The organism is uncultured Salinisphaera sp. (assembly GCF_964012375.1).
Taxonomy (GTDB): domain Bacteria; phylum Pseudomonadota; class Gammaproteobacteria; order Nevskiales; family Salinisphaeraceae; genus Salinisphaera.
This window is the reverse complement of the sequence record NZ_CAXGSH010000014.1, coordinates 14693-37237: the sequence shown is the minus strand read 5'-3', so window position 1 is coordinate 37237 and position 22545 is coordinate 14693. Positions and strand designations below refer to the sequence as shown.

The following is a 22545-nucleotide window of genomic DNA, read 5'->3' as shown; positions in this document are numbered from 1 at the left end:
TTCTACCAGCCGTGGGCCGCGGCGCGCGGCCGGTGAGCCTTCGCCCCGGTCGCGCGCGATCAGATTTCTATCTGGATACCGAGTTCCACCACCCGTTCGGGCGGAATACGATAATAGGATGTCGCCCGCGTGGCGTTGAGTGCCATGAACGCGAACATATGCTCGCGCCAGACCATCATGCCCGGCACTTCGCTGGTGGGGATCAGCGACTCGCGACCGACATAGAAGGTGGTGTGTTCAAGGTCCACATCCAGGCCGAACTCGCCGGCAAAGCGCAATGCCACCGGCACATTGCTGGCCTGCATGAAGCCGTAATAGACCTGCACTCGATACACGCCACGGCCCAGATCGTCGATCTTGAGCCGATCCGCTGCCGGTACCCGCGGTACGTCGAGCGTATTGACCGTGAGCAGAATGACCTGTTCGTGCAGCACACGGTTGTGCCGCAGATGATGCAGCAGCATCGGCGGCGTCTTGTGGGTGGCCTCGGTCATGAACACCGCGGTGCCCTCGATACGCATCGGCAGTTCGTCGAGCGATTCGATGAATTCGTCGAGCGGCTCCGTATCGTCCTGGAGATGACGACCCACCAGCTCGCGGCCGCGCCGCCAGGTTCCCATGACGAAGAAGATCACGCCGGCGACCACCAGCGGATACCAGCCGCCGTCGGGTATCTTGAATACGTTGGCGCCGAAGAAGGCAAGATCGACCACAAGCAGCAGGGCCGCGATCACACCCGCGATGCGCGGGAACCAGCCCCAGCGATAGGCCACGAAGAACGCCAGAATCGTGGTGATGACCATATCCATGGACACGGCCACGCCATAGGCCGCAGCCAGATTGCTCGACGAGCCGAACCCAAGCACGAGCCCGATGGTGGCAGCCATCAGCACCCAGTTCATGAACGGGATATAAACCTGACCGTAGGACTCGTGCGAGGTCTGCACGATGTTCAGGCGCGGCAACTGGCCGAGCTGAACCGCTTGCCGCGTAAGCGAGAACACGCCGGAAATGACCGCCTGGGAAGCGATCACCGTGGCCAGCGTCGCCAGGCCCACCACCGGATACAGCGCCCAGTCGGGCGCCATCTGGTAGAACGGCTGGGTGATATCGGGGTTTTCCAGCATCATCGCGCCCTGGCCGAAGTAGTTCAGCAGCAGCGCGGGCAGCACCAGAAAGAACCAGGCCAGACGAATCGGCGCCAGGCCGAAATGGCCCATATCCGCATACAAAGCCTCACCGCCCGTCACCACCAGGAACACCGTGCCGAGCACCAGGAAGCCGGCAAGGCCGTTATCGGCAAAGAAGCTGGCAGCGTAGATCGGGTTGATGGCGGCAATAACGCCGGGGTGATGCACGATGCCATTGATGCCGAGCAGGCCCAGTACGGCGAACCAGGTCAGCATGACCGGGCCAAACAGCGAGCCAACAGCCGCCGTACCGCGTTTCTGAATCAGAAACAGCCCAACCAGAATCGCGATGGTGATCGGTACGATGTATGGCTTGAAGGCCGGCGTGGCGACCTCAAGCCCCTCGATCGCGCTTAGCACGGAAATCGCGGGTGTGATCGTGCCATCGCCGTACAACAGGGCCGCGCCGAACAGGCCCAGCAACATGAGCATGTAACGGCGGCTCTTCTTTTCTGTCTTCCAGGGGTTGAGAAGAGCGACGAGGGCGATGATCCCGCCCTCGCCGTTGTTGCTCGCGCGCATGACCACGGCCAGATACTTGATCGAGATCACGATGATCAACGACCAGAACAGCAGTGAGAGCACGCCGAAGATATTGGCCGGCATGACGGTAATGCCGTCATGCGAATAGAACGCTTCGCGTAGCGCGTAGATCGGGCTGGTGCCGATATCGCCGTAGACGATGCCCAGCGCCGCCAGACACAGAAACGGCAACGACTGTCGGCCCTTGTCGTTGCCGTTCTTGTGCTCTTCGGTACCGTCGTGGCCGCCGTCAGCGCCTGCGCCATCGGCTTTTTCGCCGGTACCGTTCTTGCTGCCTTTCGCTAGCGAGCGATCTTCTTCCTCTGCGGCCATTCAGCGCTTACTTCTTGCGCTTCGGCGGGAAGTGAATCGGTCGCCCGTCCACGGCCAGCGCGGTTTCATGCACCGTCTCGCCCAGCGTGGGATGTCCATGGATGATTCGGGCGATATCTTCGCTCGATGCCTTGTACTCCATGGCAACAACCATTTCCTGGACCAGCTCGGAGACGTAAGGGCCGATCATGTGCACGCCCAGAATCTCATCGGTGTTGGCATCGGCGATCATTTTGACGAAACCGCCCTGCTGGGCCAGCGCCTTGGCCCGACCATTGGCCGCGAACGGCACCTGGCCGACCCGGTATTCCGTACCGGCCGACTTCACCTGTGCTTCGGTCTTGCCGACCCAGGCCATTTCCGGGTGGGTGTAGACGACCGAGGGGATCACGTCGTAGTTCAGGTGCGGCTTCTGGCCGTCCAGAATTTCGGCGACGGCCACGCCCTCTTCCATGCCCTTGTGGGCCAGCATCGGATTGCCGATCACGTCGCCGACGGCATAGACACCCGGCAGGCTGGTACGAAAGCTCTCGTCGACGTCAACGAAGCCCTTGTCGTCGAGCTCCACGCGCGCGCCCTTGGCACACAGGTCTTTCGTATGGGGACGCCGACCCACGGCGACCACCAGGCGGTCGAAGGTGGTCGTATGCGATTCGTCACCCTGCGTGTACTTGACCTCGACGCCGTTCTTGGTCGCCTTGGCTTCGGTGACGCGGGCACCAAGCTGGATATCCAGGCCCTGCTTCTTGAACGACTTGAGGCCTTCCTTGGCCACGTCGCGATCGGCGATCGGCATGAATTCGTCGACCGCTTCCAGCAGCGTCACGTCGCTACCCAGGCGCGACCAGACGCTGCCCAGTTCCACGCCGATATAGCCGGCGCCGATGACGCCCAGCTTTTTCGGCACCTCATCGAATTCCAGCGCGCCCCAGGAATCGACGATGCGATCGCCGTCGAAGGGGGCGATATCGAGCTCGACCGGCTCCGAACCGGCGGCGATGATGATCTTGTCGGCCTTGAAGGTGGTTTCCTTGCCGTCGTGATCGACGAACAGCACCTCACCCGAATCCACTACCTGACCGCTGCCGGCGAATGACGTCACGCCGTTTGCCTTGAACAGGCTGGCGATACCGCCGGTCAGCTGCGAGACGACTCCGGCCTTGCGCTTCTGCATCTTGGCCAGATCGAGTTCGACCTTGCTGGCCTTGATGCCGTGATCGGCGAACTCGTTGTTCGCGCGATCGTAGAGCTCACTGGACTCGAGCAGCGCCTTCGACGGGATACACCCGGCGTTGAGGCAGGTACCACCCAGCGACGGCTTGTCGTTGAGGTCCAGCCATTTGTCGATACAGGCCACGTCCATGCCCAGCTGTGCCGCGCGAATGGCAGCGACATAACCCGCCGGACCGGCGCCGATAACGACGACATCGAATTCCTTGCTCATGCTTTTCCTTGCAATTACGTGTGACGGTTACCGATGTGGGCCTAGACCTGCAGCAGCAACCGGGCCGGATCTTCGATGAGTTCCTTGATCGTGCGCAGGAACAACACCGCGTCGCGGCCGTCAATAAGGCGGTGATCATAGGACAGCGCGAGCTGCATGACCGGGCGGATCACGATTTCGCCGTCAACCACCACTGGCTTTTCGTTGGTGGCATGCATTCCGAGAATCGCGGCCTGCGGCGGGTTGATGATCGGCGTCGACAGGAGTGAGCCGAACACGCCGCCGTTGGTGATCGTGAAGGTACCGCCACTCATTTCGTCCATGGTGACCTTGCCTTCCTGGGCACGCTTGCCGAGGTCGCGGATCGTGGATTCGATCTGCGCGTAGGACTGCTGATCGGCATCGCGCAGCACCGGCACCAGCAGGCCACGCGGCGAGGATACGGCCACGCCGATATCGTAGAAGCCGTGGTAGACGATATCGCCTTCGTCGATGGAGGCGTTGACGATCGGGAAGCGCTTGAGGGCTTCGACCGCGGCCTTGACGAAGAACGACATGAAGCCGAGACGGACTTCGTGATCCTTCTCGAACTTGTCCTTGTACTGATTGCGCAGATCCATCACCGCCTTCATGTCGACCTCGTTGAAGGTCGTGAGCATGGCGGTGTTCTGGCTGGCATCCAGCAGGCGCTCGGCAATGCGCTGGCGAATACGCGTCATCGGTACGCGCTGCTCGGTGCGTTCGCTGGGGGCATCGGCGAGGGCCTGACGGTCGGCCTGTTCGGATACGGCCTGCTCCTCGCGCTCGGAACTGGAGTCGGCGCGCGACTGCGATTTGTCTTCGCCCTGGGCCGGCTTGGAATCGCCCTTGTTGTCGATCGCCTTCTGCACGTCGGCCTTGGTGATCCGGCCGTCCTTGCCGGTACCTTCGACATTGCGCGCGGCCACATCGTTTTCGTCCATCAGCTTCTTGGCTGCAGGACTGGCGATCGCCTCGTCGTCGCCCGAATCGGCCTTTTCTGCGGCCTCGTCTTCGGCTTCGTCGCTCTTGGCGTCGCTGTCGTCGTCGGCCGCGGCTTTCTTGTCGTCGTCCGACGTATCGTCGTCATCGTCGTCGCCGGCATCCGAGCCGTCACCTTCCTCGACGATGGCCAGCACGTCGCCCGCCTTGACGGTATCGCCGGCGGACACCTTGATTTCGGCGAGCACGCCCGCCGAGGTCGAGGGCACTTCGAGCACGACCTTGTCGGTCTCGAGGTCGACGAGGTTCTCGTCGCGGCCGACCTTGTCGCCCTTGTTCTTCTGCCACTCACCCACGGTGGCTTCGCTGACGGATTCCGGAAGCTCCGGGACTTTGACTTCTGTGGCCATGCTTGGTGTTTCCTAACTTGTCGAGATCGTTGACGTGAATCCGCGTGCTAGCGCGCGGCCAATATCACTTCTTCTTGGAACGAGACTTGCGCGTCTGCGCCTTGCCCTTGTCCACGAGGCGCTCGCCGCCGGTCAGGCCTGCGTCGACCACCGCTTCCTGCTGCTTGACGTGCAGCTTGTGGTAACCCGCGGCGGTCGTCGCCGCACCCGGGCGCGTGGCATAGAGCAGCTCGTGGCGTTCGGCCAGCGGCACCTGCAGGCGATGCTTGATCTGATACCAGGCGCCCTGATTCTCCGGCTCTTCCTGGCACCACACCACCTCCTCGGCGTTCTTGTAGCGATCGAGCACCGCCGCGTAGTCGTTGGCCGGGAACGGATAGAGCTGTTCAATACGCACCAGCGCCACGTTGTCGAGTTCGCGCTCTTCACGAGCCTGATACAAATCGTAGTAGACCTTGCCGCTACAGAACACGACGCGCTCGATGGCGTCGTCGTCGATGCTGTCGGGCTCGTCGATGACGAAGTTGAACTGGCCCTCGGCCAAATCCTCGAGCGTCGAGGTCGACAGCCGATGACGCAGCAGGCTCTTGGGCGTGAGCACCACCAGCGGCATGCGCAGATCGCGCACCATCTGCTGGCGCAACAGGTGGAACCACTGCGCCGGCGTGGACGGCACGCAAACAATCATGTGGCGCTCGGCGCACAGCTGCAGAAAACGCTCCAGCCGTGCCGAGGAATGCTCCGGGCCCTGGCCTTCATAGCCGTGCGGAAGGAACATCACCAGGCCGCACAGCCGGCCCCACTTGGCCTGACCGCTGGAGATGAACTGGTCGATGATGACCTGAGCACCGTTGACGAAGTCACCGAACTGGGCTTCCCAGATGGTGAGCGTCGACGGATCGGCGGTGGCGTAGCCGTACTCGAAGCCGAGCACGCCCGCCTCGGAAAGCAGCGTGTCGTTGACCGTGAACATCGCGCTTTCGCGGCCCACATGCTTCAACGGAATGAACTTCTGACCGTCCTTCTGGTTGTAGAGCACCGAGTGGCGATGGAAGAACGTGCCACGGCCGGAGTCCTGACCGGACAGGCGCACGTTGAAGCCGTCGTCGAGCAGGGTCGCATAGGCCATATGCTCGGCAAAGCCCCAGTCGATACGCGAAGCGCCGGCGGCCATCTTGCCGCGATCATCGATGATGCGCTGTGCGCGCTTGTGCAGCTCGAAGCTGTCGGGCAGGTCATGCAGCCGCGAGGCGAGCCGCTGCAGCGTTTCCACCGGCACCGAGGTGTCGACGATATCCGACCAGCGCTGCCGGCTGTAGCGCGCCCAGTCCACGGTATGTTCGTTGCCGACCAAGCCGAGCGTGGTGCGCGAGATGTTCTTGCCTTCGTCGAGGCCGTCGCGATAGGCGTCGGCGAACTGCTGCGCTTCGTCCTTGTCGATCAGGCCTTCGGATTCGAGCTTGCCCGCATACAGCTTGCGGGTCGTCTCCATCTGCTTGACCTTCTGGTACATCAGCGGCTGGGTGACCGCCGGCTCGTCAGCCTCGTTATGGCCGTGGCGCCGATAGCAGATCATGTCGACGATCACGTCCTTGCCGAACGTCTCGCGGTAATCCATGGCCAGACGGGTGACGAACACGACTGCTTCCGGGTCGTCGCCGTTGACGTGAAACACCGGCGCTTCGAGCATCTTGGCGATGTCGGTGCAGTACTGCGACGTACGCGAGACCTCACCCAGCTTGGCGGTGATCGGGTTCTGCATGGTGAAACCGAGCTGGTTGTTCACCACCAGATGCACGGTGCCGCCGGTGGCATAGCCTTCGGCCTGCGACAGCTGCAGCGTCTCCATGACGATGCCCTGGCCGGCAAACGACGCATCGCCGTGGATGAGCACCGGCAGAATCGTCTCGCCTTCTTCGTCGTGGCGGCGCTCCTGGCGCGCCTTGACCGAGCCCTGTACCACCGGATTCACCGCCTCGAGATGCGAGGGGTTGAAGGCCAGCACGAGATGCACGCGCTCGTCTTCGATTTCGATGTCGGTAGAGAAACCCATGTGATACTTCACGTCGCCCGACATCTCGAGTTCGTCGAGGTCGTAGTCGCCTTCGAATTCGGCGAACAACTCCTTCGGCGACTTGCCGAGGATGTTCACGAGCACGTTCAGGCGGCCACGATGGGCCATGCCGATCACGATCTCGTCCACGTGGCTGCGCGCGGCCGAGCGCACCACTTCATCCAGCGCCGGGATCATGCTGTCGGCGCCTTCCAGCGAGAAGCGCTTCTGCCCGACATACTTGGTATGCAGATAGCGTTCGATGCCTTCTGCCGCGGTCAGCTGGCGCAGTACTTCCCGCTTTTCCTTTTCGTTCAGGCGCGGCTTGTCGACGCTGGCCTCGAGGCGGCGCTGAATCCAGCGTTTCTGGCGGGTGTCGGTGATGTACATGTACTCGGTGCCGATCGTACCCGTGTACACCCGCTTGCAGATGTCGATGATATCGCGCAGCGGCAGTTCGTCGGCTTCGGTGAACAGCGACCCGGTGTTGAAGACGGTATCCATATCCGCTTCGCCCAGCCCGTGAAAAGCCGGGTCCAGGTCCGGCACGTTCGGACGCTCGTAAAGGCCGAGCGGGTCCAGATCGGCGGCCTGGTGGCCGCGCATGCGGTAATAGTTGATCAGGCGTAGCACGCCTGCCTGCTTCTGGGCCGCGCGCTGCGACATGCTTGCCCGCGGTCGTGCGCCCTGGCCCGCCGAGGCCTGGGTATCCACGAACGAGTCGCGAATCGGCCCGTGCGCGACGTCTTCAGCGCCATCGCCGTTAAGGCTCTTGAAGTACTCGCGCCAGCTTGGCTCGACCGAGTCGGGATCCTTGAGATATTGCTCGTAGTAGGACTCGACGTAGGCTGCGTTGCCGCCGAACAGAGGAGAATTCTCGATGAACTTGTCGTTAAGTTCGCTTTTCATAGACTAAGGCCCTGTGGCCGTGTCGAGGCGCCGGGATCGCCTCGTTCAAACCGTGCCGATGCGACGCCTGCCGGCGGGCGCCGCGATGGCCGCTAATGATAACAAACCGTACCCTTGCCCGTGACCGAACACGGGCCGGTCTCAGCCAGTCTTGTTCGCATCGTCTTCTTCGTCCCAGCCCGCCGTGAGGTTTTTGAGGTAGCTGCGAAACTCGTCGCCGATCTCGTGGTGCTGAAGCCCCATTTCGACGTTGGCCTTGAGATAGCCGAACTTGCTGCCGCAGTCGTAGCGGGTGCCTTCGAATTCGTAGGCCAGCACGGTCTGCTCGCCCATCAGTGCCTCGATGGCGTCGGTGAGCTGGATTTCGCCCCCCGCACCCGGTTTGGTCTTGTCCAGCAGCCGGAATATGCGCGGTGTGAGGATATAGCGGCCGACCACGGCCAGATTCGACGGGGCCTTGTCCGGATCGGGTTTTTCCACGATGCCGCGAATTTCGGACAGCCCGGGGCCGATCGGCTCCACTTCCACAATGCCGTACTTGTAGGTTTCTTCCCAGGGCACGCGCTGTACCGCGAGCACGCTCGTGCCGTACTCCTGATACACCCGCTGCATCTGTGCCATGCACGGCTGGAAGGAGCCCGCGATCAGGTCGTCCGCGAGGATGACGGCGAAATCCTGGTCGCCCACGGCCGGCAATGCGCAGCTGATGGCATGCCCCAGCCCCATCTGCTCGGGCTGGCGAATATAGACACAGCTGATACCCGGCGGCAGTACGTCCTTGACCGCCTGCAGCAATTCTTCCTTGCCCTTGGCCTCGAGCGTGGCTTCCAGCTCATAGTCCCGATCGAAATGATCCATGATCGAGTTCTTGGTGTGGCTCGTGATGAACACCATTTCCTCGGCGCCGGCTGCGATCGCCTCCTTGACCGCATACTGGATCAGCGGCTTGTCCACCACAGGCAGGATCTCTTTGGCGCTGGCCTTGGTTGCCGGCAGAAAACGCGTGCCCAGCCCTGCGACCGGGAACACCGCCTTACGAATACGCATAGTCGATCCTTTGGCTTGTCAGCCCTTCGAATTGAAATCTAGAGATAGCGTATATCGCCCAGCAGGTGGACGATATCGCCTTTGGGATTGGTCAATGCAAAATCCGCGCCCTGTGCGCCAAGGCTGTAGCCAAAGCGGGCCTTGCTCGGCAGGAAGACCGGTTTCTTGAAACCCAGCGTCAGCGTATAGGCGGCCTGCTCGAGCTTCGGCTCGAGTTCCGCCGCGGCGCGTGCCTTGGTCCACATGCCGGTGGCGATGGCGCGCGGAAAACCGAACAGCTTCGCGCTCCACGGGCTCAGATGGATCGGATTGTAGTCGCCCGCCGCGCTGGCGTAGCGGCGCCCGATGTTTTCGGGCACGTCCCAGGTGACTTCTTCTTCGATATCGAAGCCGAGCCCGTCATCGTGCTTCTTCTTGGGCGACTTGGGTACGTTGGTTTTCTGGCGCGAAAGCATCGAACTGTCTTCCTGCCAGATCAGTTCGCCGGCCCGGTCGCGCACGCGCGTGACCAGATCGAACTCGACGCCCTTCTCGACTTCCCGATGGCCGCCGACGCTGACCTCGATATGCAGCTTTTCCGCGGTCTCGATGGCCCGATACTGGGTAATCTGGTTACGCAGATGAATCAGGCCCAGCAGCTTGAGCGGAAAACGCTTGTGGGTGAGTACCGCCATGTGCATGGGAAAGGCCAGCACATGGGGATAGGTGACCGGCAAATGCGGCGAATGCTGAAAACCGCATACCTTGCGATACTTCGCCAGCTCTTCGGCGCGGACCTCGAGATCCGGCAGTTCTGCAACGATCGGCGGTATGGTTTCATCGCCGGACAGGCCGCCCGACAGCGTCGTCGCGGCCCTCAGATAGGACGGCGCAACCGCCGGAAGAGAGTCGTATTCGAGCCGGGTTTCGTTTGCCATCGCCTATGGGGTCGGGTTGGTTTAGCAGCGACGTTAACCCCTTTACTGGGGCGAAACAACACGCTTAGTCATTCGACAAGGTCGGTTTCTCACCGGCCAGTTCGGCGCGGCGGTTGGCGACCATGGTGGCGAAGTCTTCGGGCAGATCCTGGGCCAGCAACCGGTCCCAGTAGTCGATAGCCGCCTCACCCTCGCCGCGCTCGGCCGCGGCCAGGCCCAGATACCAAAGCGCCTCGCGGCTTTGTGGCTCCAGTTCGAGCAGCTGCTCGTAGAGTGTTTTCGCCCGACCCTGCAGATCGTCGGTTGCGGCCAGAGTCGCCTGTGCTTCGGCGGCGATGATCGGCGGTCGCGGCGCCGGCATGGCCGCATTGAGCGCACGATATTGCTCGGCGGCCGCGCCGTAATCGCCGCCGGCCTCGCTCGCACGCGCGAGCATCGCGCGTGCCTGCATGTCGTCGGGATGATCGTTTACCCGCTGCTCCAGTTCCGCGATCATCGCGTTCAGGTCGGGCGTATCCTGTTCGACGAAGGCCTGATAGTCGCCGATCTTCCAGTACACCGCGGCCGAGCCGCCCACCATCACGGCGAGCACCAGTATCGTGGCCACCCACGGCCGGCGCGCAGCCCTGGGCGACGGTGCCAGCTCAGGCGTATCGTCGATATCGGCGAGCAGGCGGGCGCCGAGCTCATCCTTCTGGCTTTCGGCGTCCTGTCGAGTCAGTGCGCCCGCAGCCACCTCGCGCTCGATCTCGGCATAGCGCTGATGGTAGATCGTGATATTCGCCGCCCGGCGCTTGTCCGCGGACGGCGTGCCCGCGCGCCAGAGTGGCACCAGAACGAATACGAGACTGGCAGCGACGAGCACTGCCGCGAAAACAAGAAATTCGGTCATGAACGCTCTTCAGACGAGTCGGAGTCCGCGTCTCGTGCCTGTTCGTCGAGCACACGATTGAGTCGCTCGCGGTCCAACGACGGCGATGGGGTCGGCGCGCCACGGCGCCGGCGCATCAGCAGGAAAACCACCAGCAGGCCCACGGCCAGCAGCACGAACGGGCCCGCCCAGAGAATGATCGTGGCCGAATCCAGCGGCGGATCGTAGAGCACCCACTTGCCGTAACGATCGACCAGGTACTGCTTGATCTCGGCGTCGCTGCGCCCTTGCGCGATCTGACGTTCAACGATGGCGCGCAGGTCCTGGGCCAGCGGCGCATCCGATTCGGCAATGCTGCGGTTCTGACAGATCAGACAACGCAGCTCGGCGTTGAGGGCGTGATAACGCGCCAGTTCCTCGCCCTGCAGATCTACCGCCTGGGCAGCGGACGTAGCGAGCAACAGCAACAAGCCGACCAGCAGCGTACGCATCAGGACCCCTTTGCCTTGAGCTGCTCGAGCTTCGGAATGAGCGATGCGTTCATCTCTTCGCGCGTAATCGGCCCGACCACCTTGTAACGGATGATGCCCTGCGCATCGACCACGAAGGTCTCCGGCACGGCCGACACGCCCCAGTCGATACCGGTCGCCCCGCTCGGATCGAATGCGACCACCGCAAACGGGTTGCCGTAGCGCCCCAGCCAGCGCAGCGCGTCGGCCTCGGTGTCCTTGTAATTCAGACCGACCACCGGCACGCCGGTACGCCGCGACACGGCAGTAATCAGCTCGTGCTCTGCGCGACAGGCCACGCACCAGCTCGCCCAGACGTTCACCAGCGTCACCCGGCCTTTCAGATCGTCGACCGTGATCCGGTCCCGGTCGGAGGCGAGCGTCGGCAGATCGAATGCGGGCGCCGGCTTATCAATGAACGCCGAGGGCAGGATATCCGGGCGCCGCGTGAGGCCGTAGCCGAGCAGCACGATCAGCGCAAACACGATAACGATCGGCAGAACCAGGCGCCAGCGCATCATGCACTCGCCGTGGTCAGGCCGCGATCCGTTGCCACCGGCTTGTCAGCGGTGGCACGGCGGCGGCGATAGCGTTTGTCGGTGAGCGCGATCAGACCACCCAGCGCCGAGATGAAGCCGCCCGCCCAGATCCAGCGCACGAACGGCCGATGATAGATTCGCACGCTCCAGGCATCGCCGGACAACGGCTCGCCGAGAGATACATAGATATCGCGGGTGATACCGACATCGATACCGGCTTCGGTCATGCTCTGACCGCCGGCGTTATAGCGTCGTTTGGAGGGAAACAGCTCCGCGATCTGGCGGCCGTCTTCGCGAACGATGAAATCGCCGATTTCGGCAACGAAATTCGGCCCGTCCACGTGCCGGGTACCGAGAAAGGTGAACTCGTAGCCAACCATTTCCGTGCTCTGCCCTGGTGCCAGCCGTACGTCGTGCTCGCCGCCGAAGCCGCTCACCAGACTGACACCGATGACGAAAATGCCCACCCCGGCATGGGCGAGGGCCATGCCGACCACGTTGCGCGGCAGCATCACGCGACGCCCGCGGCTACGCCGCAGGATATCCTCGAAAGCGGTCACGATCGCCCAGCAGCCCAATACGCAGCCGGCAACCGCGGCCACCGCCGTGGTGCCGACCGTGAATAGCGGCAGGGCCACGCCAGCGACGATGGAGACGATCAAGGGGACCCAAAGGCGCGAACGCAGCACGTCGGCCCGGGTACGCTTCCAGGCCATCACCGCGGCGGCGCCGATCAGCACCACCAGCGGCACGGTCAGCGGAATGAAGACCTTGTTGAAATACGGCGGGCCGACCGATATGCGCCCCATGCCCAGCGAATCAGCCAGGATGGGATAGAGCGTGCCCAGCAACACGCCGGCGGCAGCAACCACCAGGAAGATGTTGTTGAGCAACAGCAAGCCTTCCCGAGACAACGCCGCAACCGGCTCGCGGCCGGCTTCGAACTGGGCCGCGCGCAGCGCGTAAAGCAGCAGCGACCCGCCGACCACCACCGCGAAGAAGGTCAGGATGTATATACCGCGCGTCGGATCGGTGGCAAAAGCATGCACGGAAATCAGCACCCCTGAGCGCACCAGGAACGTCCCCAGCAGCGACAAGGCAAACGCGGTGATCGCCAGCAGTACCGTCCAGCTCTTGAAGATGCCGCGCTTCTCGGTGACCGCCAGCGAATGAATCAGCGCGGTGCCGACCAGCCACGGCATGAAGGAGGCGTTTTCGACCGGGTCCCAGAACCACCAGCCGCCCCAGCCCAGTTCCTTGTAGGCCCACCAGCTGCCAAGCGTTACGCCGATGGTCAGGAACATCCATGCCGCGGTCGTCCACGGCCGCGTCCAGCGCGTCCAGGCGCTATCCACGCGGCCGGTAATCAAGGCGGTTATGGCAAAGGCGAAAGCCACGGCGAAGCCCACATAGCCCATATAGAGCATGGGCGGATGCACCACCAGCCCAGGGTCCTGCAACAGCGGATTGAGGTCGCGGCCTTCCATGGGCGCCGGGAACTGGCGCTCGAACGGGTTCGAGGTGAACAGGGTAAACAGCAAGAACCCCACGCTGACCGCGCCCATCACCGCCAGCACACAGCTGGCCACGTCGCGCGGCAGGGTCCGGCTGGCCAGGGCAACCGCCAGGCTCCAGCCTGCCAGCAGCATCATCCACAGCAGCAGCGACCCTTCGTGCGCGCCCCAAATCGCAGACAGCCGATAGAACCACGGCAGCTGGGTATTGGAGTTCGCTGCCACATAAGCCACCGAGAAATCGTTGGCATAGAAGGCGAAACCCAGGGCGACAAAGGCAATGCCCATCATCACGAACTGACCGATGGCCGCCGGTGCCGCCACCGCCAGACAATCCGAGCGCGAACGCCAGATCCCGTACATCGGCAACACGGTCTGCAGCGTGGCCAGGCCCAGGGCCAGAATCAGCGCGAAATGGCCGATCTCCGGGATCATCGCTGGGCCTGCATGTTGCTGGGCATGCAGCTCGTGCCCGAGGCGTCCTTCATGGCTTCTGCCACATCCGGCGACATATAGTTCTCGTCATGTTTGGCCAGGACCTCATCGGCCACGAACTGGCCGGATTCGTTGAGCTGCCCGTAGGCCACGATGCCCTGCCCTTCGCGAAACAGGTCCGGCAAGGTGCCACGAAACTGTACCGGCACGCTGGCTTCACAGTCGGCCAGCGTGAAGCGCACCAGCAGGTCGTCGTTGTTGCGCTCGACCGAGCCGGTTTCCACCAGCCCGCCGATCCGGAAACGGGTATGCGTCGGCGCTTGCCCGCCCACGATTTCGCTTGGCTGATAGAAATAGAGGATGTTTTCGCTGAATGCGGTCAGGGCAAGCGCGGTGGCCGCGGCCAGGCCAACGAACAGCCCGCCGACCAGCATCAGACGACGACGTCGTGTTCTAGTCATCGAATTCCTCGTTCTTGATCCGCCGGGCGATCTGACGATGGGCGATTACAGGCGCGACGATATTGCCCACGATGACCACCGCGGCGATGGCGTAGCTGCTCCACACATAGCCGGCATAGCCGCCCATGGCCCAGAATTGCTGCCAGGATTCATGCATCGGAAAACACCTTCTTGACCCAGCGGCTACGCCGTTCGCGCCTGAGCAGTTGCACGCGCATGTTCCAGAGCGTGAGCCAGCCGAACATCAGAGTGAAGCCGAGCGCGGCACACAGCAGCGGCCAGAGCATGGCCATCTCCATGGCCGGGCGCCCGAAGCGGGTCACGGTCGGGCCCTGGTGCAGCGTATTCCACCATTCGACCGAAAAATGAATGATGGGCACGTTGATCACGCCGACCACCGACAAAAGCGCACAGGCGCGTGCCGCGCTGCGCGGCGATTCGATGGCGTTATGCAGCGCGATGACGCCGAGATACAGAAACAGCAGGATCAACTCGGAGGTCAGGCGCGCATCCCAGACCCACCAGGTGCCCCACATCGGCTTGCCCCAGATGGAGCCGGTGACCAGGGCCAGAAAAGTAAAGCTCGCCCCGACCGGCGCCGCGGCGACCACGAAAATCTCTGCCAGCTTGAGGCGCCACACCAGGGCCACCGCGCCTGCGATCGCCATGCTCGTATAGCCGAACAACGACAGCCAGGCGCTGGGCACGTGGATATAGAGGATACGAAACGCGTCGCCCTGCTGATAATCGACCGGCGCGTTGACCAGCCCCCCGTAGACGCCATAGGCGGCCAGCAGCACCCCGGGCACCGCCAGCGCGAGCGCGATCGGCCGGCTGACCCGGTAGAAATACGGCAGCGATCCGAAACGATGCAGCCAGAGCATGAACGCAGACTTCGCCAAAACGCCTACACCGTTGCGTTGCAGATAGATTGTGAACTGAGTCGACGCATAGTGTGTCTCGACCATTCAGGCGATGCATTGATCTGGCGCAACCGGGTCGCGCCCGAAAATCTTCGGCCCCGAGCCGGCTCGAGGTTCCCTACTCCATGCTGATTTTCAACGCCGCCGCGATCGCGAAGGGCGCGGTACTGATGCCGAGCATGAGTAGCGCAGCCAGCAGATAGAGCGCGCCCGCAGCGGGCAAGCCTTCGATCGCCGCGCGCATGGCCCCAGCGCCAAAGATAAGCACCGGCACGTAGAGCGGGAAAATCAGCAGACTCAAAAGCAGTCCGGCACGCGGCAGGCTCAATGTCAGTGCCGTGCCGATCGCCCCCACCAATCCCAGGGTCGGCGTGCCGAGCAACAGGCTGGCCATGATAACGGGTACCGCGCCCACAGGCACGCCGAGCAGCAATACCAGCAGCGGCGAAGCCAGTACGAAGATCAGCCCGCTGGCCAGCCAATAGGCCAGCACCTTGGCCAACGCGATCACTGCCAGCGGTTCCGGCGAAAGAACGTATTGCTCCAGAGTGCCGTCTTCGTAGTCGGGCTTGAACAGCCGCTGCAACGATAACAGCGCGGCCAGCAGTACCGACATCCAGATCAGCGCCGGCGACACCGTCACCAGAATCGACGGACTCGCGCCCGTGCCGAGCGGAAACAAGGCCACCACCAGCACGAAGAACAGCAGATGGTGGACGAGCACGCCGCGTTGTCGAAACGCCAACAGCAGATCCCGGCGCAGCACCGCCCAGAATACGCTCAGCATGGCAACAGCTCGATCGATCGCACCGGCACGTCGGCCAGGGTCAAGGCCTCGTGGGTGGTGAACACCGCGATGCCGCCCGCCGCTACATGGGCGGCTATCCGCGCACACAGCAGCGCGCGCGAATCCACGTCAAGCGCCGAGGCCGGTTCATCCAGCAGCCACAGCGGCGCATCGGTCAACCACAGCCGCGCCAGCGACACGCGCCGCTTCTGTCCCGCCGAAAGGCGCCCGCTGGGCCGGTGCGCGAGGCGTTTAAGGCCCAGCTCGGCCAGGGTGTCGCGAATACGCCCCGGCGCCACGCGACGGCCACACAGACGCATGAGCACGTCCAGATTCTCGACCGGGGTAAGTGCCGCGTTGAGCGCGTTGTCGTGGCCGACGAAACACAGCTCGTCCTGCAGGAGGACGGGATCGTCGACAGCGCCGGTGTCGCGGGCCGACTCCCAGACGACCTCGCCCGTCAGGGGCGCCTGAAGCCCGCCCAGAGTGCGCAAAAGCGTTGTCTTGCCGGCCCCGTTTTCGCCGAGCACGCGCGCGGCCTCGCCGCCCACGAGGCTGATATCCAGCCCCTGGAACAAAGCGTTCTCGCCGCGCCCACAGCTCAGGTTTCGAATGCCGAGTCGCGGCCGCTTCATAAGTCGCTTTCAAAAAGGCCGTGAAGCCGTTGACTGGTGCCCGGAGCCGGACTCGAACCGGCACGGCCCGAAGGCCAAGGGATTTTAAGTCCCATGCGTCTACCAATTTCGCCATCCGGGCGCGAGCGCGGAATTCTAGGCGCTGTCAGCGGCCCAGTCGAGGCGCAGACGCGCGTGCGCTTGTTGAAAGCGGGCGACCGGCGCCTGCTAGCGGCACGCCGGTACTGTCGATTGTTGTACTTACGGATCAAACCGATGGATGGCAGCGCCCGGGCGCAAGGCGAGTGGCGCCAATACCAAGAATATGTATTCAGAACATAACTGCCCGGCCGGTAACGTGCTCACGCGCCAAAGGGCTTGGCATTTGGACTAGACTATCCGCGGGGACAATACGGGATGGGCGCTTTGCTGACGAAACTTCGTATCGTGGGGAGTATGGCCGCACTGGTCATGCTGGTGGTGGGCTGTGCGAGCGCGCCGCCTACAGTCGACGGCACAGGTTCGAAGCCTCGACCGGCCGCGACCCGCTCGACGGCGCCAGAGCCCGAATTGCCTTCTGCCGGGCCCCGGACCGACGCCAACGCCCCGTTGCCCGCGGCAGCCGAGCCCGACGCCCCACGTGGCCTGGTTCTAGGCCCGGGGGATATCGTGGAAATGCGCATGTTCGGTCAGCCGGACATGAATACCCAAGGCTTCGTCGCGGATAGCGGCGAGATCTCGCTGCCGCTGCTGGGCGCGGTCGATATCGGCGACCTCACGCCGAACGACGCCCAGACCCGAATCGAATCCGCCTATCGCGATCAGGGTTATTTCCGCGACCCGCAGATCAGCCTCACCCTGGTGGAACACCGCAGTCAGCAGGTCGCGGTACTCGGCGCAGTCAACCAGCCGGGGCGGTTTTCGCTGTCGAGCCGTACCACCCTGCTCGACGCGCTTGCCGAGGCCGGTGGCATCACCGCCCGCGGGGCGCGTTCCGTGATACTGATCCACCGCGGCGACGCGCCACGCCAGCGCGTGGACATCGATGCGCTGGTGGCCGGTAGCGGCGCCGGCGACAACGTGCTGAGGGCCGGGGATACGATCTACGTGCCCCAGGCGCCGCTGTTCTATATCTATGGTCAGGTACAGCGCCCCGATGCCTATGCCATCCAGCCCGGCATGACCGTCATGCAGGCGATCTCGACCGGCGGCGGGCTCACCGATCGCGGCTCGAACTCGCGCTTCACCATCCACCGCAAGTCGCCCGACGGCTCGGTTCACGAGGTCGACGCGCGACCGACCACCCCGGTACAGCCGGACGACGTGATCTTCGTCAAGGAGCGCTTCTTTTGAACACAGGCATCGATCGCCCGTTGATTCCGGGTATGCGGGCCACGCCCACCGTCGGCCAGGTCACGCGCGCGCTGCGCGCACGCTGGCGCATCGTGGCGGCCGCCGTGGTGGTGTTCATGGTGCTCGCCGTGATTGCTGCACTGCTGATGAAAAGCTACGAGGCACGTGCGTCGCTCGTCATCGAATTCCCGAGCCTTGACCCGGTCACCGGCCAGGCCCGCTCGACCGCGCTCGCGGACAGCTATCGGGCGACCCAGATCGATCTGATGACCAGCCAGAACGTCATGCTCGGCGTGGTCGATCAGCTCGGCCTGGCCGAGGATGCCGAATTCAGCGCCGAAGTCGACGGCGACGGCGGCGAAGGCACGCTGCGCCAGCGGTTAGCCTCGAAACTCGGCGAGCAGGTTCAGGTGCGCGCCGGCCAGGTCAGCCAGCTTCTGGTGCTGTCCTATCGCGGCGACGACCCGCAGCGCAGCGCAGCTATCGTCAATGCCGTGATCGACCAGTACATGAAGGCCAGCGACAGCATGGCCACCGATCCGGCACGCCAGCGCCTGGGCCAGTATTCGAGCTTCCTCGACGGCTTGCGGGCCAAGGTCGACGAAGCCCAGGACGAACTTACCGCCGCGCGCCAGCGCTTCGACGTGATCGACTCCACCGCTGCCGAAGGCGTGGAGACCAGTCGCCTCAACGATCTGGGCACCCGGCTGAACGCGGCACAGGCACGGTTGCAGGCGGCCCAGGCCGAAGTCGACCAGATCAGTGCCGCCCGCTCCGGCGGCCAGCCGGTGGTCGCCCAGGCCGATATTCTGGATAGCAACGTGGTCCAGACGCTCAAGAACCGGCTGGTGGAATTCCAGGCCGAGCGGGCCGACGTAGCCGAATCGCTGGGCCCGAACCATCCGCGCATTCGGGCCATAGACGGCCAGATCGCCACGGTTCGCAGCCGCCTGAGCGACGAGATCGATGCCTATCTGGCCGCCGCACGACAGAGCGTGCAGGCGGCCGGCGCCGAGGTGAATGCCCTGCGCGAAACCTACGACGCGGCGCGCGACGAGGTCATGGATAAACAAACCAAGCGCAGCCAGCTGGACAGCTATCGTCGGCGTCTGGATAGCGCATCCCAGGTCTATGAAGCCGCCCTGTCGAGCTACGACCAGGTTCTGGGCGGCAGCGAGCTGACCGCCCAGAATGTCTCGGTGATCACGCGCGCCAGCCCGCCGACCAACACCGCCGGCCTGAGCTTCAAGCGCAAGCTCGCGGTTGCGCTGGTGCTGGGCGCGATCGTTGGCACCCTGATCGCCCTGCTCCAGGAACTGCGCGATCGCCGCGTTCGTCACCCTGAAGACATCGAACGCGAGCTGGAACTGCCGGTCCTCGGCGAACTCGATCTCGGAGGCAGCCGATGAATCAAGCGCCACAGACCGCTTCGCGAATTCACGCGGACGTATTCGCCGCGCATGCGCCGCATTCGCCAAAGGCGGATACGCTGCGCGCCACGCTTGCCCGTATCGCGCTCGGCGACGCCCACGCCCGATGCCTGGCGGTGGTGGGCTGCGGCGCGCAGAGGGATCGCAGCGCGGTCGCAGCCAATCTGGCCGTACTGCTTGCCCGCTCCGGCCAGCCCACGGCACTGATCGATGCTGCCCGCCAGCACCCCCGGCAACAGGAACTGTTCGGCCTCGCCGATACCGGCATGACGGATATCGCGGCAGTGCCGGGACTTACCGTCATGCGCGGTACCGATACCCAGCCGTCGCTTGCCGAAACGCTGGTCGAAGCACCGGGCCAGTTCGGCCAGTTCGTGGCGCATCTGCGCCAGGACTACGAGTTCGTGGTGATCGACACGGCCGACCATCCCCAGGATCTGGACGCGATTTCGGCGGCCAGCGTCAGCGACGGCGCGCTGCTGGTGGTCGAGCGTAACGCCACCGCGCTGCACCGGCTGCGCGAGCTGACCGACGGCTTGCGGGAAAGCGGTGCCGCGCTATTGGGCGCCGTGCTCACCGACCGCTGACGCCCATGCCGCTGCCGGCTGCCGACGACCAACGTTTTACCTGGCTGCTCTTGACGCTGTTCTGGGCAACACTGGCATTCGCCTTGTTGCCCGACGGCCTCGACTGGGCGCGCGATACGGCGCTGCAAAACGCCCAGCAGGGCTCGTTCGTGCGCCGTATGCAGTGGATGCCGCCGTTTATCGTCAGCGCGCTGGTAATCTGGCTACGGCGTGGCGTGGCCGCGCAAGTCGTCCGCCAGATCGACCCCTGGCTTGCACTGTTCGTCGGCTGGGCCATCCTCAGCCTGGCCTGGTCGGACTACCCGGCTGCCACCGTACGCAAGCTGGTATTGCTCATCGGCACGGTACTCATTGCGCTGGCCTTCCAGGTCGCAGCCTGGCGGCCACAGCGGCTGCGCCGCCACAGCCGTGCCTGTATCAGTGCCCTGGTGCTGGCCTCGGTCGCGGCGGTATTCCTGATGCCGGATATCGCCCGCGTCGCCGGCTACGACAATGCCTGGACCGGCATTGCCCGCAGCAAGAATCATCTCGGCATGGCCGCGGGGTTGATGATGGTGTTGTGGATACACGGGCTGGCCATCGGCGAGGTCCGGGCGCTGCCGGCATTGGCCTGGACCGCGGTGGCCGCACTCACCCTGATCATGGCGCGCAATGCTACCGCCCTGCTCTGCGTACTGGCGGTACTGCCGCCGCTATGGCTGTTCTTCAGGCCGGTCGTTTCCATGCGTCGCATGGCCGTAACCGGCGCGCTCGCGCTTGCCGCGACCGTGGTCACCTTATTGTTCGTGATCCTGGTCGGTCACGGCATACCCACCTGGCGCGAGCTGGTGGGCCCGGTTGCCACTGCCGTGGGCCGCGATGTGACCTTCACCGGACGTCTGGAAATCTGGCGCCTGGTGTATGCCGAAGTGGTCCAGCACCCGTGGTTGGGTACGGGTTTTCAAGCCTTCTGGCTCGGCGCCGGCGGCCCCGCCCCGTGGGTGACACAGGATCTCTACGGCGGTTTGTGGCAGGCCCACAACGGCTATCTGGACGTGCTCAACGAACTGGGTATTCCGGGCCTGCTGATTACGCTGGGCTTTTGCGTGAATACGGTTCGGCGTGGCCTGGTGCTGGTCGGGCGCTGGCCCGCCGAAGCCAGCTGGCTGATCGCGTTCACGATGTTTCTAATGATCACCAATATCGCCGAGTCCACCCTGTTCCGGCCGATTCATTTCCTGTTTTTGCTTTCGATTCATGCCAGCATGGCGCTTGCCCGGCTGCGCGTCATCGACCGGTTGGAGACGGCGCCATGACCGCAGCCCGACAGATGATTTCGTGCTGCCTGCCGGGCGTTCGCGGGCTGCTTGCGGCTGTGTTGCTAGCGGCTGCGAGCACCGCCCTTGCCGCCGTCAGCGTCGACGTGGTGCTGCCCCCGATCCCGGCTGCCGCGGCCAATGCCAGCGTATTCGCAACGCCCATCGCCGCCACCGGCCACAGCGTCTACACGGTCAACGTCGAGCCGGGCCCGCGGCCGGTGCCGACCCACGGCTTCGGCTTTCATACCGTCGTACGCAAGGGCGTACGCCGTGACGACGGCGGCTGGGACTGGCATTCGCATCTGCTCGACAACGATACCGCCAACGACCCCTACCATACCGCTGCCTCGATTGGCCTTGATCGGAAAGGCTTCGTGCACGTGGCCTACGACATGCACAACCTGCCCTGGCAGTATTCGGTATCCTCCGAACCCGAATCGATCGACGACTTCGTCTTCCGCGGCCAGCGCGTATCGCAGAAGGCACGCTGGGGCAGCCAGAATCGGCGGGTCGAATTCCCGGCGCCGGGCACGGCGGCCATTCCAGGGACCCAGATTACCTATCCGTCGTTCTTCAACGATCGTAACGGCCAGCTCTACGTCACCTACCGCTATGCCGTGCGCCCGGCCCGTACCTGGTCACAGCGGCTTTTTTCGGGCGGGCTGGCCCGCTACGACGAAGCCAGCCAAAGCTGGCTGCCCATCGGCGGCGAAGTGCGCGTCGGCGGCGACGATATCGAACTGCCGGCGGGGCGCTCAGTACACCTGAGTCGCCCGTTTATCAGCGAGCCCGGCTGGTGGGTCTATCAGATGCGCCTGGCCTTCGACGCCGACAACGGCATGCACGTCGCCTGGCTGTGGCGGCGCGGCGATTCGGGCGTCGACCAGAACTTTGCCAGCTATGCTTATCTGCCGCCGGATCGCGATACCGCCTACAACGCCGATGGCCAGCGCTACCGGCTGCCCATCGATCTGGCCGCGGCCAGTCGGGTCGCGCCCGAACGCATCGCCCAGCTCGCACCGGACGGCCTCTATAGCCCGGCCCGTATCAGCGTCAGTGCCGACGGCCATCCGGTGGTTTCGCTGCAGTCCGTGCACGGCCCGCGTTATCGCAGCCGCCTCGACGACGGGCAATGGTCCGACCCCGAACCCGTACCCCGCCAGGCGTTTGAAACGCACTATGACGACAACGGACACGAATGGGTGTTTGCGACCGGGCTGACCGTGCTGCGCCGTCCGGTCGAGGCCGATGGCCAACCCACGGGCGCCTGGCAGACCGTCTACAAAGGCGATGCCGACCGCGGTACGGCTCTTTGCCATACTCGCGCCATACCCGCCCCGCCCGACAGCGCCGCGACGTTCTATATCCACGCCAACGTGCTGGACAACGGGCGCTGCCGCGACGACCGCGTCACCATCGTACGCCTGAGCGAGGGCTAA

20 protein-coding genes and 1 tRNA gene are annotated in these 22545 nt (G+C 64.0%); 5 read left to right on the top strand and 16 right to left on the bottom strand.

Features of this window, described 5'->3' with window-relative positions; genetic code table 11:
* Positions 1-59: 59 nt before the first annotated feature.
* The 16 genes from ABNU97_RS04235 to ABNU97_RS04160 all read right to left on the bottom strand — a co-directional run bounded on the left by ABNU97_RS04235 (position 60) and on the right by ABNU97_RS04160 (position 16580).
* Positions 60-2045, bottom strand: coding sequence for a KUP/HAK/KT family potassium transporter (locus ABNU97_RS04235; protein WP_348765504.1), 1986 nt, complete (start codon positions 2043-2045; stop codon positions 60-62).
* A gap of 7 nt (positions 2046-2052) precedes the next feature.
* Positions 2053-3489, bottom strand: a complete 1437-nt coding sequence (lpdA, locus tag ABNU97_RS04230; RefSeq protein ID WP_348765503.1) for a dihydrolipoyl dehydrogenase — start codon at positions 3487-3489, stop codon at positions 2053-2055.
* 41 nt (positions 3490-3530) lie between these two features.
* Positions 3531-4859, bottom strand: a complete 1329-nt coding sequence (gene odhB / locus ABNU97_RS04225; RefSeq protein ID WP_348765502.1) for a 2-oxoglutarate dehydrogenase complex dihydrolipoyllysine-residue succinyltransferase — start codon at positions 4857-4859, stop codon at positions 3531-3533.
* Between the two features lie 64 nt (positions 4860-4923).
* A complete protein-coding gene (locus tag ABNU97_RS04220; protein WP_348765501.1) occupies positions 4924-7821 on the bottom strand; it encodes a 2-oxoglutarate dehydrogenase E1 component in 2898 nt (965 codons plus the stop codon).
* Positions 7822-7962: 141 nt separating this feature from the next.
* Positions 7963-8868: a UTP--glucose-1-phosphate uridylyltransferase GalU gene (galU, locus tag ABNU97_RS04215; protein WP_348765500.1), complete on the bottom strand. Its 906-nt coding sequence runs from the start codon at positions 8866-8868 to the stop codon at positions 7963-7965.
* 38 nt (positions 8869-8906) lie between these two features.
* Positions 8907-9785, bottom strand: a complete 879-nt coding sequence (locus ABNU97_RS04210) for a MaoC/PaaZ C-terminal domain-containing protein (RefSeq protein ID WP_348765499.1) — start codon at positions 9783-9785, stop codon at positions 8907-8909.
* Between the two features lie 64 nt (positions 9786-9849).
* Entirely contained in the window at positions 9850-10677 is an 828-nt protein-coding gene (gene ccmI / locus ABNU97_RS04205; protein WP_348765498.1) for a c-type cytochrome biogenesis protein CcmI, read from the bottom strand.
* The gene (locus ABNU97_RS04200) at positions 10674-11147 is read right to left on the bottom strand and encodes a cytochrome c-type biogenesis protein (RefSeq protein WP_348765497.1); all 474 of its coding nucleotides are present in this window, start codon (positions 11145-11147) and stop codon (positions 10674-10676) included. The genes ccmI and ABNU97_RS04200 overlap by 4 nt, the downstream gene beginning before the upstream one ends.
* Positions 11147-11686 (bottom strand): DsbE family thiol:disulfide interchange protein, encoded by a 540-nt coding sequence (locus ABNU97_RS04195; RefSeq protein WP_348765496.1) that lies wholly within the window; start codon positions 11684-11686, stop codon positions 11147-11149. The genes ABNU97_RS04200 and ABNU97_RS04195 overlap by 1 nt, the downstream gene beginning before the upstream one ends.
* Complete coding sequence (locus tag ABNU97_RS04190) at positions 11683-13653, bottom strand: heme lyase CcmF/NrfE family subunit (RefSeq protein ID WP_348765495.1); 1971 nt, start codon at positions 13651-13653, stop codon at positions 11683-11685. Before ABNU97_RS04190 ends, ABNU97_RS04195 begins: the two co-directional genes overlap by 4 nt.
* On the bottom strand, positions 13650-14114 hold the full coding sequence (gene ccmE, locus ABNU97_RS04185; RefSeq protein WP_348765494.1) for a cytochrome c maturation protein CcmE: 465 nt from the start codon (positions 14112-14114) through the stop codon (positions 13650-13652). The genes ABNU97_RS04190 and ccmE overlap by 4 nt, the downstream gene beginning before the upstream one ends.
* A complete protein-coding gene (ccmD, locus tag ABNU97_RS04180; RefSeq protein WP_348765493.1) occupies positions 14107-14271 on the bottom strand; it encodes a heme exporter protein CcmD in 165 nt (54 codons plus the stop codon). The genes ccmE and ccmD overlap by 8 nt, the downstream gene beginning before the upstream one ends.
* Positions 14264-14998, bottom strand: a complete 735-nt coding sequence (locus ABNU97_RS04175) for a heme ABC transporter permease (RefSeq protein WP_348765518.1) — start codon at positions 14996-14998, stop codon at positions 14264-14266. The genes ccmD and ABNU97_RS04175 overlap by 8 nt, the downstream gene beginning before the upstream one ends.
* A 157-nt stretch (positions 14999-15155) precedes the next feature.
* The gene (ccmB, locus tag ABNU97_RS04170; RefSeq protein WP_348765492.1) at positions 15156-15824 is read right to left on the bottom strand and encodes a heme exporter protein CcmB; all 669 of its coding nucleotides are present in this window, start codon (positions 15822-15824) and stop codon (positions 15156-15158) included.
* Positions 15818-16459: a cytochrome c biogenesis heme-transporting ATPase CcmA gene (ccmA, locus tag ABNU97_RS04165; protein ID WP_348765491.1), complete on the bottom strand. Its 642-nt coding sequence runs from the start codon at positions 16457-16459 to the stop codon at positions 15818-15820. Before ccmA ends, ccmB begins: the two co-directional genes overlap by 7 nt.
* Positions 16460-16493: 34 nt before the next feature.
* Positions 16494-16580 (bottom strand) — tRNA-Leu (locus ABNU97_RS04160).
* A 284-nt stretch (positions 16581-16864) separates the two neighbouring features.
* Between ABNU97_RS04160 and ABNU97_RS04155 the strand changes: the two genes are divergently transcribed.
* The 5 genes from ABNU97_RS04155 to ABNU97_RS04135 are packed head-to-tail and all read left to right on the top strand — an operon-like array spanning position 16865 to position 22545.
* Complete coding sequence (locus tag ABNU97_RS04155) at positions 16865-17791, top strand: SLBB domain-containing protein (RefSeq protein WP_348765490.1); 927 nt, start codon at positions 16865-16867, stop codon at positions 17789-17791.
* Positions 17788-19200: a capsular biosynthesis protein gene (locus ABNU97_RS04150; protein WP_348765489.1), complete on the top strand. Its 1413-nt coding sequence runs from the start codon at positions 17788-17790 to the stop codon at positions 19198-19200. Before ABNU97_RS04155 ends, ABNU97_RS04150 begins: the two co-directional genes overlap by 4 nt.
* Positions 19197-19808, top strand: coding sequence for a chain-length determining protein (locus tag ABNU97_RS04145; protein ID WP_348765488.1), 612 nt, complete (start codon positions 19197-19199; stop codon positions 19806-19808). The genes ABNU97_RS04150 and ABNU97_RS04145 overlap by 4 nt, the downstream gene beginning before the upstream one ends.
* A 5-nt stretch (positions 19809-19813) precedes the next feature.
* A complete protein-coding gene (locus ABNU97_RS04140; RefSeq protein ID WP_348765487.1) occupies positions 19814-21103 on the top strand; it encodes an O-antigen ligase family protein in 1290 nt (429 codons plus the stop codon).
* A complete protein-coding gene (locus tag ABNU97_RS04135; protein ID WP_348765486.1) occupies positions 21100-22545 on the top strand; it encodes a BNR-4 repeat-containing protein in 1446 nt (481 codons plus the stop codon). Before ABNU97_RS04140 ends, ABNU97_RS04135 begins: the two co-directional genes overlap by 4 nt.